The following is a 9,652-nucleotide window of genomic DNA, read 5'->3' on the forward strand; positions in this document are numbered from 1 at the left end:
ATCCGGAGCGGACCGCGTCGGTCGCGGGCAGCTTCCCGGCCTGGCCCGCTCCCAAGGGCGACGCCGTGCCGCTGACCGCGACGCAGAAGGTGGCCACCGTCTTCGACGGCGGCGGCCGGCGCTTCGTCGGCAAGGGGGCGCTCGGCGGCTCCGGCCAGTCGGAGAACCAGCCGGCCCTCTTCGAACTCGCCGACGGAGCGGTGCTCCGGAACGTCGTCCTGGGCGACACCGCGGCCGACGGTGTGCACTGCAAGGGCAGCTGCACCCTGCGCAACGTGTGGTGGGAGAACGTGGGCGAGGACGCCGCGACCTTCAAGTCGGACTCGCCGTCCCAGACCATGACCGTCGACGGCGGCGGCGCCCGCGGCGCGGCTGACAAGGTCTTCCAGCACAACGGCCCCGGCACCTTCGTGATCAGGAACTTCCAGGTCGAGGACTTCGGGAAGCTGTACCGCTCCTGCGGAAACTGCAAGACCCAGTACGCCCGCCACCTGAAGATCGACAACGTGCGTGTCACAGCCCCGGGCAAGGTCGTCGCCGGTATCAACTCCAACCTCGGGGACACCGCCGAGATCTCCCGACTCGTCATCGAGGAACGCGGCCACCCGATCACCGTCTGCCAGCGCTTCGAAGGCGTCACCAAGGGCGAACCGAAGCCCATCGGAAGTGGCCCGGACACCTCGCACTGCCTCTACACCCCGGCCGACATCATCCGTCGCCCCTGACCAGCCGGGCAGCGCCGGCCCAGAGCGCCCACGCAGGTGACCATCACCAGGGCCGGTCACGACCCGGCAACCGGGATACCCCGCCGCCGCGCCCGACCTCGCGACCGACAGGGACGTCGAGAGGGTGACACCCGCGCCGGTCCGCCCCCCGAGGGCGGGCCGGCACCGTCGCCGTCACTCCTCCCCCCACTTTCCGTCAGTGTGAGGCGGGCACCGTCCCTTCATCAGCGTGCGCGGTCTGACACCGCATCCGGTCGAGTCCGGAGCGACCGCAGGACTGCCATCCCTTCTTCGAGCCCGACCTTCATGGCGAAGTCGAACCGGTCGACCTCCAGACACAGGTCGACATCGGTGGGGTGAGCACCACGGCGTCGCCCCCTGCGCAGGTCGTCCGCGGCCGGGGAGGTGCGGGCACGGTGCAGATAGGGGAGTGGGTCGCGAGGTTCCCCGGCCAGGATCCGGTCCAGGTACTCGGCACACGCCAGGTCCTCGGCGGCACGGCCGTCCTCGCCGGTGGCCACGAACGTCACCGGGTCGGCGCCGGCATCCGCGAGGACCCGGGCCGTCGCGCCGGCCACGACGAAGCTGGCGCACAGCGCCAATCTCGCCTCGACGACCGCCAGGGCTCCCACCGTTCCCGCCGTGGTCTTCTGGATCACGGTGCGGCCTGTCAAGTCGGCCTCCTGGATCAGGCCAGGGGAGTTGACCAGGTCGAACCCGCTGGCCGGTGCCCCGTCCTTGAGTGCGAGCCAGTCCGGGTTCCCCTCCTTGATCGCCAGTGCCTCGCCCGCGTCGGCGGCGAGAACGATCTTGTCTGCCCCACGGTGGAAGGCCCATGCGGCGGTGGTGAACGCCCGCATCACGTCGATCACTACGGCCACCTGTTCGGTGCCGTCCAGGTCGGGTATTCCGACTACGCGCGCGTGCATGCCGGGATCGTCGCAGCCCGTTGAAGCGGTCCACAAGCCATGCTGACGATCCTTCGGAGCGGTCGGTGCCCGGCGCTCTCGTGCTTGGCGGTCAGGCCGGCTGGACTTGATCGAAGAGGGCGAGGGCTGCGGCGGGGTCGGGGCTCACGAGGCGTTCCAGGCCGGCCGTCGTGATCTTCGCCCACCGGCCGGCCCGTGCCCACATCCGTTCCTCGAAGGCGCGGACGGCCTCGTCCAGATCCTCGGGGCCGCCGGCGATGGACTCGGCGAGTTCAGCGCCTTCCAGCATCGCGAGGTTCGCGCCCGCCCCCAACGGGGGCATCAGGTGGGCGGCGTCGCCCAGGAGCGTCACCCCGGGGACGTGGGTCCAGGTGTGGGACACGGGCAGGACGTGGAGAGGGCGGTGGACGAAGGAGGTGCCCTGGCGGAGGAGGTCGAGGACGGGAGCGGTCCAGCCGTCGAACAGATCCAGCAGGCTCGCTCGCACGGCTTCGACGTCCGCGAGGTCCAGGTCCGTGTGCCAGTCCAGCGGCGCGCGGAACTGGGCGTACACCTTGACGTGGCCGCCGCTGTTGCGCTGGGCGACGAGAGCTCGGTTCACGCCGTACACAGCCACTGAGCCGTCGCTGATCAACCGGGCGAGGTCAGGGTGCCGGGTGTCGACGTCGTCGAGGGAGGTCTCGACGGCGGTGATGCCGGTGTAGTGCGGCGTCACCGACGAGACTGCCGGGCGGGTCCGGGACCAGGCGCCGTCCGCGCCGACCACGAGGTCGAACGTCTCCTGTCGCCCGTCCGCGAAATGGACCACGACGCCCTCCCGCGTCCCCGGCACCACCTGCGTCACGTCCCGACCCCACTGGACGTCGAGAGGGCCGAGCAGCAGGTCACGGAGCTGCCCGCGGTCGATCTCGGGATTGGCCCGGTCGTCCGGGCGGGGTTGCCAGTCGCGCAGGACGGTCCCGTCCACGTCCAGGATGCGCATGGCCTGGCCCTCGGGTCGGGACAGCGCCTGGAACTCCGCCAGCAGCCCCGCCTTGTCCAGCGCGAGCTGGCCCAGTCCTTCGTGCAGGTCCAGCGTGCCGCCCGGGGGGCGGGCGTCGGGGGCGGGTTCACGTTCGAGAACGGTGACGGGGTGGTGATGGCGGTGCAGGACGCGGGCGAAGGTAAGGCCTGCAGGACCGCTCCCGACCACTGCGATGCGATGTCTCATGTCGATACACTGTATTGCGCAAATACGCTGTATCGCAACGGTACGGTGTGACCATGACTGTCTGGGACCGGCCGGAGCCGCCGACTCGACCCGTGCTGCTCGACCGGGAGCGGATTGTCGCCGCCGCCATCGCACTGGCCGACGAGGGCGGGCTGGAGGCGGTGTCGGTGCGCAAGGTCGCGGCCCGTCTGGACGCCGGTCCGATGCGGTTGTACAGGTACATCTCCACCAAGGAGGAGCTGTTCGACCTCATGGTGGACGAGGTCCAGGCCGAGATCCTCCCCGAGGGGCAGCCCGTCGACTGGCGCGAGGCCTTGCGCGTCCTCGCCCAGCGGACCAGGCAGGCCGCCCTCCGCCACGAATGGCTGGCCGACCTGCTCGGTGGTCGCCCGACTCTGGGCCCGAACGGCCTCGCCGTGGCCGAGGCCACGCTGGCCGCCTTCGACGCCCGCACCGACGTCGACACCGTCATGCGCGCCGTGGAGACGGTGAGCGCCTACTTCATCGGCGCGATCAGGCGCGAGATCGCGAACCTGCGGGCCGAGCGGACCACGGGCCTGTCCAAGCACGACTGGCAGCGCGCCCACGGCCCGCACGTGTCGACAATGCTGGCCACCGGCCGCTTCCCGGCGCTGGCCAAAGCCGTGCACGACGGCACGGACGTGGACGCCGAGACGTCCTTCGAAACCGGCCTGGACTGGGTCCTCGACGCCGTCGCCACCAGACTCACCCGCCCGCCGATGTGACCCCCAGCAGCCCGCAGGGATGCGGCTGGTGGTTCATCGGCACCTGCGAAGGGCCCCGCCGAACCGGACGATGCAGCGGGCCGCGCTCGGCTCCGGGCATCGGCCGGCACCGCGGAGCGTGGTCGTACCCGGACGTGCCGATTGGGCGTCGATACCGTCCTGTTGAGCTGATCCTGTTGCTCGCGCCTTTCAGCGATCATCGGGATGGAACGTCCCCCTCGCCCTTCCCGGAGGAGTGCGCATGAAGATCGCCCGACGGTGCGGTGGGTGGTCCGAGATGTTCGTGACCGACGAACCGTGGGATCCCGCGTACACCGAGCGGTTCGAGGACGGGACCTGCGACGGGCTGGTCATCGGAGCGCCCGTACGCCGGAAATCCGGTCCCGCCGTCGACCTCGCGTTCCTGCCCGACGTCGAAGGACTGCGCAGTCTCCGCATCCTGAGCGGTGTTGCGGACCTCTCCCCTGTGACGCGATGCTCCGGACTGGTACGGCTGGGACTGCCGGTGTCCGCCACCTCGGAGCTGGACCTGGCCGGGCTGCCGGAGCTCCGGGAACTGGAGGCCCCGTGGCCGGTCGTGGCCCGGTCCCTTCCCCTGCTGGCGGCCCTCGACGTCCTCGTCCTGCCGGAGTGGAAGGGCGCGTCCCTCTCTGCCCTGGGGTCCAAGCCGGTGTTGCGGAAGCTCCGGCTCGAATCGAGCCGGGAGCACGTCACTGACATGGAAGGTGCCGCGCTGTTCCCGGCCCTTAGCGAACTCCGCCTCTACGGCGGCCGGCTCGCCCGTTCCGAACTCCTGGCCGGGGCTGCGGCACTGGAGGACGTGTCCCTGCTCTCCGCGAAGACCGACGCGATCGACTTCGTCGGCGCTCTCGCGCTCCTGCAGCGCCTTGAGTTGGAGAACAGCGGTGACATCGCCTCGCTCGCTCCTGTCGCGGACCATCCGGCACTCCGCGAGGTGACCGTCTCCGGCTCGACGCGGGTGGTCGACGGAGACCTCTCGCCCCTGCTCGACAACGTCCGGCTGGCCTTCGTCGCGGTCGAACGTGGCCATGTCCACTACAGCCACGCACCGCGCGAGGTCCGCAGGGGCTGAGCTCCCCGTGCGCCGACACCGGTGCTCCCGGATCAGGCGTGCGCGGCTGCTCGCCCCGCGAGGCGCCAAGCCCTCCGTGCACACGCGCCGCCCCGGATCCCGGCCGGCAAGCCGTGCCGGCCATCCGGGATGTCCGGTCGGGCCGGCGTCGTCCCGGGACGCCCTGCTGTCAGATCCTCGTGCCGTCGACTCGCAGGCTGACGTCGATGTTGTCGCGCGTGGCGTTGGAGTACGGGCAGATCCGGTGAGCCGTCCTGACCAGTTCCACTGCCTGTTCGGCGGGGATCGAGGGCAGCGAGATGTGCAGCTCGACGGAGAGTGTGTAGCCGCCGGCGTCGTTCGGGAGCAGGGAGACCGACGCGTCGATCTCCGCGTCGTCGGACGTGGCTCCGGCTGCCTGTCCGACCAGCGCGAGGGTGGTGCCGAAGCAGGCGGCGTAACCGATCGCGAAGAGCTGCTCGGGGTTGGATCCAGCGCCGTTGCCGCCCAGTTCCCTCGGCTGGCGCAGATCCAGCGTGAGCTGTCCGTCGGCGGTGCGCCCGTGACCGTTCCTGCCTCCGGTGACGTGGGCCTGTGCCGTGTAGAGCGCCTTGGTCATGGTGGAACTCCCCTCCTGGTTACCTGAATTGGAAGTCTCCACTTCAAAATCAAGAAGTCAAGCGCTAGGGTCGGCGACCAGGAAGTTCCACGGCCGCCGGGAGGGGCGATGACACCGCTGGAGATCGGCTATCTGTTGCCGACGCGCGATCAGACCGTTCGGGCAGAGCACGAGCCCGGGCGCCTGGTCGCCCAGGCCCGGCGGGCCGAGAGGCTCGGCCTCGACTCCGTGTGGGCCGGCGACAGCCCCGTCACACGGCCACGAGCGGACCCGCTGCTGCTCCTGGCCGCCGCGGCGCGGGCCACCGAACGGGTCACGCTCGGCACGGCTGTGCTGCTGCCGGCCCTGCGTCACCCGATCCTGCTCGCGCACCAACTGGCCACCCTCGACCGGCTCTCCGAAGGGCGACTGATCGCCGGCATGGGCGGAGGCTTCCCGAACGAGGCCACACAGGCCCAGTTCGCGGCCGTCGGCATCCCGTTCGCCCGCCTCCTCGGCCGCCTCGAGGAGTCGATCCACGTCATGCGGCGACTATGGGCGGGGACACCGGTGTCCCATCAGGGCGAGCACTTCGCCTTCACGGACGTACGGATCGCGCCGCCGCCGACCCGCCCGGGAGGGCCGCCGGTCTGGCTGGCCGGCGGCGGCCGACCGGCGCTGCGACGCGTGGCCCGCCTCGCCGACGGATGGCTTCCCTACCCGCCCGCGGCGACGACGTACGCGGACGAACTCCGCACCGTCGGGCAGTCCGGCCCCGCCCGCCCGGTCATTCCCGCCCTGTACATGACACCCGGGCGGAGGTCCTGCTGGCGGAGGCGACCGAGGCGCCGCCGGTGGCCGCGGGGTGCAGGCTCGGCGAGGGGGAGTGGCTGTCGTACTACGACGGCCAGGAGGTCACCGACCCCAGGTCCCTCGCCGTCGACCACCTGGTTCCTCCGGCCGAGGCATGGGATTCGGGCGCGTACGCGTGGACGGCGTTCTGGCACGGACCCTGGGCGTACACGTTCAGGGCGTCGGCCTCGGCCTGGTCCGCGCTCAGGCCCCAACGGAGCTTCGTGCCGGTCCACTCGGCGATGTAGCGGCACGTCGCCTCCGGCGACGGCGGCATCCAGTCGCGCGGGTCTCGGTCCGCCTTCGACCGCTGCACGCGCGCCGTGACGGCGACCAGGCTCACGCCCGCGCCCTGGTCGTTCGCGTACGCGTCCCTGCGCGACGCCGTCCACGCGTACGCGCCCGAATCCCATGCCTCGGCCGGAGGAACCAGGTGGTCGACGGCGAGGGACCTGGGGTCGGTGACCTCCTGGCCGTCGTAGTACGACAGCCACTCCCCCTCGCCGAGCCTGCACCCCGCGGCCACCGGCGGCGCCTCGGTCGCCTCCGCCAGCAGGACCTCCGCCCGGGTGTCACAGCCGTCGGCCGGGTCCAGTCCGGCGTTCCAGAAGGTGAACCCGTCGCGGGTGTAGCCCGCGCGGGACTCCTCCGCGACCGGGAGACGGTCCAGCGCGAGGGACAGTCTCATCACCTCCGCCGCGGGCTCGGGAGCCGGGACCGCGGAGGCCGGGGAAGGCGCGGCGATCGGGGCCAGGGCAAGGGTGAGGACGGCGAGGCCGTGCGCCATGTTCTTGAACATGGCCAACAGGCATACCGCGCCCTCCCGCACGTCGTGGAGCGCCCGGGCGGCCGGTCGGCCATCCGGAGGAGCGCGTTCACCGGAGAACCGTTCCGGCCGGCGACGGCTGGAGTCCGCTCCCCGCACCGCCGGGTGACGGAACGGAGAGGGGCCGTCGAACCCGGTGGCGCCGTCGAGCGATGGTGAAGGAGACGTCCCGGGCTGCCGAGGCCACGACCCTCGGCGGTCCCGGCCTGCGTGCTCGCTCAGCCCGAGTGGAGGACCCGGAACCGATCGGGTTGCCGCGGGTCGCGGTCGACCACCTGGACCGGTGGCCAGGCCCACTGCCACACGTCGATGCCCGGCGGGCGGGAGAACCGGATCGGGCCGCGGGTGCCTTCGACGGCGAGGTGGGGCCAGGATGCGGCGACGCTCGACCGGTCCGTGCCGTGGGAGCGCAGCGCGGCGGCGAGGACGGTCACCGTGTCGTAGCCCTCGAAGGCGACGAAGGAGGGCGCCTCGGGGAGTTGCTCGCGCAAGGTCTTCTCGACGCGTGCGCCGAGTGGGCCGAGGCGCTCCGGCAGGTAGCGCAGGAAGGGGATCGCGGTGCCGTCGTCCCCGAGCAGGTCCGCCCATTCGGTGAACTCCGGCTGCCCGGCCGGAGCGCCGATCATGAGGTCGGCGAGGCGCCGGTCGCCGCGGACGGCCCGGACGATCGGCACGGCCGGGTCCGGGTGGCCGACCAGGAGCAGGAGGGCCGTCGCGCGCGCGTCGACGAGTGCGTCGCAGACGTCGGCGGCGGTGAGCGAGTCCATGGCGAGTTCGACGACGGTGCCGCCGTGCGGAGCGAGCAGGTCGCGCAGGATGCGGGTGCCGGAGGCCCAGTAGACACTCGGCTGGGCCGCCACGGCGATGCGCGTGCGGCCCGCGCCGAGGAGGAAGTCCGCGTAGATCCGCCAGCCGTGGGACTGCGCCGGGGCGAGGCGCGCGACCCGTTCCGTCGGCCGGTCGGTGAGCGCGTCGAGGACCGCGGACGAGCAGAGGAACGGCACGCCGATGGCGTCGGCCCGGGCGGCGGCGGCACGCGCCACGACGCTGTGGTACTCCCCCGCCAGGGCGACCACACCGAGGCCCGCCAACTCGTCCACGGCCGCAGCCGCCTTCCGCGGATCGGCCGCGGTGTCCCGGACCAGCAGCTCCAACGGTCTTCCGCCGATCCCGCCGGCGTCGTTGGCGTCGCGGACGGCCAGTTCGAGGCCGGCGAGCACGTGCCTGCCCGCCTCGGCCCAGCCGGGCCGGGACAGCGGGACGAGACCGCCGATCCGGACGGAGGGCCCGTCGGTGCGCTCCGGGCCGGGGGGCGATGGTGGCGTGTTCATGCGCTGGCGTCTCCCGTGAGGCGATTCGGACGCGGTGTGCCCGGATCGCGGAGTGGCAGGGTCTGGACGTGCGTGCTCGCCCCGGCTCACCGTGGCGGGCACACCCGGGCGATCACCACGGACATTGCATCCACCGTCCTCGCCGGTCGGCAACCCCTTTGCCGTCGGCCCGACTTCGGATCCGTCCGCCGGCGGTGCGCCGTCCGCGGCCAGGGGCTGCTCGTGGGCACGGTCGGCCGCCCACCCGGACTTCCCGCCCGAGCAGGACGGCGCGGCGCGTGGCGGGCGCGTGCCTACAGGGGCCGCAGCCGGGAACGCAGGAGGCAGAACTCGTTGCCTTCCGGGTCGGCCAGCACGTACCAGCTCTCGTCACCGGTCTGGCCGACGTCGGCGGGCTTCGCACCGAGGGCGAGAAGCCGCTCCAGCTCGGCGTCCTGGTCCCGATCGGTGGCGTTGACGTCGATGTGGAGGGGAAGCTTCCCGACCCGTGGGGCGCTGCTGGAGCTCAGGACGAGGGTGGGCAGGCCGGTACCGTCGCCGGGCGGCCCGATCTCGATGCTTCCGTCGGCCTCCCTGTCCCGTTCGACGTAGCCGAGGACCTCACTCCAGAACACGGCGAGCCGCTCGGGATCGGCGGCATCGATGACCAACTCGCTGATTCGGCATGCCATGCGGGCCAGTGTACGGAGGCGGCCCGGGGCGCGCGGTGGCGCCGCGGGCTGGTCGTGCCGTGACCCGAAGACGCGTCACCGACCGCCGACCGCATCACCGAGGCGCGAGGCACACCGAGGCACCGAGGCACCGAGGCACCGGCGGGGACTTCGCGCACGAGGTCGCGAGCGACGCGCTCCGTGGAGACCGCCGTCACACCACCTCCGCCTGCCCGGGGTGTTCACGCCCTGACAGAATGACGCCGCCCGAGCGATGGCGGCCGAGGAATCCGGTGTGAATCCGGTGCGGTCCCGCCACTGTGACCGGGGAGCGACTTCCACGCGTGGTCACCGTCCTCGGACGGGAAGGCCGGGAGGAGGGTCGATCCGGGAGCCAGGAGACTCACGTCATCGCGATCTCGCCGACACCGGGGCGGATCTCCCCGGAGGAGAGTGGTGACATCGCCGTGCCCGCGACCCTCGACAAGCGTCGTGCCCCTGCCCTCGCCGGCCTCACGGTCGCGCCTCGCCCCGGCGCAGTCCCACGGCTGGCGGATCTACGCGGACTTCCTCCTCGGCGCGGGCCGCACGCGCATCGCCGTGGCGGCCCAGCCGAGTGTCTACTGGGCCTCCGGCACCCGCATCCTGCGCGACCTGCTCGCTCCGCACGGCGGCACCGTCGTCGAACTCGCCATGGACTCGCTCACCGCCGC

The 9,652-nt window shown here is 72.2% G+C and carries 9 protein-coding genes, 3 pseudogenes and 1 riboswitch; of the genes and pseudogenes, 6 read left to right on the forward strand and 6 right to left on the reverse strand.

Annotated elements, in window-relative coordinates; genetic code table 11:
- Window positions 1–725 (forward strand): pectate lyase (locus tag EAO71_RS33965; protein ID WP_147981687.1); only part of this gene is annotated, 725 nt, incomplete at its 5' end.
- Between the two features lie 224 nt (window positions 726–949).
- On the opposite strand, the gene EAO71_RS33970 is transcribed toward EAO71_RS33965, so the two are convergent.
- A complete protein-coding gene (locus EAO71_RS33970) occupies window positions 950–1,654 on the reverse strand; it encodes a 2-phosphosulfolactate phosphatase (protein ID WP_187282936.1) in 705 nt (234 codons plus the stop codon).
- Window positions 1,655–1,745: 91 nt separating this feature from the next.
- Complete coding sequence (locus EAO71_RS33975; protein WP_147981677.1) at window positions 1,746–2,864, reverse strand: FAD-dependent oxidoreductase; 1,119 nt, start codon at window positions 2,862–2,864, stop codon at window positions 1,746–1,748.
- 53 nt (window positions 2,865–2,917) lie between these two features.
- Here EAO71_RS33975 and EAO71_RS33980 point away from each other — a divergent pair, with 53 nt between their 5' ends.
- The 3 genes and pseudogenes from EAO71_RS33980 (at window position 2,918) to EAO71_RS33985 (ending at window position 4,703) form a co-directional block, all read left to right on the forward strand.
- Window positions 2,918–3,610, forward strand: coding sequence for a TetR/AcrR family transcriptional regulator (locus EAO71_RS33980; RefSeq protein ID WP_147981678.1), 693 nt, complete (start codon window positions 2,918–2,920; stop codon window positions 3,608–3,610).
- Between the two features lie 10 nt (window positions 3,611–3,620).
- Window positions 3,621–3,776: pseudogene (locus EAO71_RS38325) on the forward strand (DUF6251 family protein); the annotation flags it as partial.
- A gap of 75 nt (window positions 3,777–3,851) precedes the next feature.
- Window positions 3,852–4,703: a hypothetical protein gene (locus tag EAO71_RS33985; RefSeq protein ID WP_147981679.1), complete on the forward strand. Its 852-nt coding sequence runs from the start codon at window positions 3,852–3,854 to the stop codon at window positions 4,701–4,703.
- A gap of 169 nt (window positions 4,704–4,872) precedes the next feature.
- Here EAO71_RS33985 and EAO71_RS33990 read toward each other — a convergent pair whose 3' ends face one another.
- Entirely contained in the window at window positions 4,873–5,301 is a 429-nt protein-coding gene (locus EAO71_RS33990; protein WP_147981680.1) for an organic hydroperoxide resistance protein, read from the reverse strand.
- Window positions 5,302–5,409: 108 nt separating this feature from the next.
- Between EAO71_RS33990 and EAO71_RS33995 the strand changes: the two are divergent.
- Window positions 5,410–5,970, forward strand: a pseudogene (locus EAO71_RS33995) (LLM class flavin-dependent oxidoreductase); the annotation flags it as partial.
- 208 nt (window positions 5,971–6,178) lie between these two features.
- On the opposite strand, the gene EAO71_RS34005 reads toward EAO71_RS33995, so the two are convergent.
- From EAO71_RS34005 to EAO71_RS34015, 3 genes are all read right to left on the reverse strand, one after another.
- A complete protein-coding gene (locus tag EAO71_RS34005) occupies window positions 6,179–6,931 on the reverse strand; it encodes an HNH endonuclease family protein (RefSeq protein ID WP_261992480.1) in 753 nt (250 codons plus the stop codon).
- 245 nt (window positions 6,932–7,176) lie between these two features.
- Window positions 7,177–8,289: an ABC transporter substrate-binding protein gene (locus EAO71_RS34010; protein ID WP_147981681.1), complete on the reverse strand. Its 1,113-nt coding sequence runs from the start codon at window positions 8,287–8,289 to the stop codon at window positions 7,177–7,179.
- A gap of 293 nt (window positions 8,290–8,582) precedes the next feature.
- The gene (locus EAO71_RS34015; RefSeq protein WP_147981682.1) at window positions 8,583–8,960 is read right to left on the reverse strand and encodes a VOC family protein; all 378 of its coding nucleotides are present in this window, start codon (window positions 8,958–8,960) and stop codon (window positions 8,583–8,585) included.
- A 222-nt stretch (window positions 8,961–9,182) separates the two neighbouring features.
- A riboswitch (cobalamin riboswitch) is annotated at window positions 9,183–9,364 on the forward strand.
- A 67-nt stretch (window positions 9,365–9,431) separates the two neighbouring features.
- Here EAO71_RS34015 and EAO71_RS34020 point away from each other — a divergent pair.
- Window positions 9,432–9,652 (forward strand): annotated as a pseudogene (locus EAO71_RS34020) (hypothetical protein); the annotation flags it as partial.

Origin of the sequence: Streptomyces sp. MS191, from assembly GCF_008042125.1 — a bacterium.
In the GTDB taxonomy this organism is placed as follows: Bacteria; Actinomycetota; Actinomycetes; order Streptomycetales; family Streptomycetaceae; genus Streptomyces.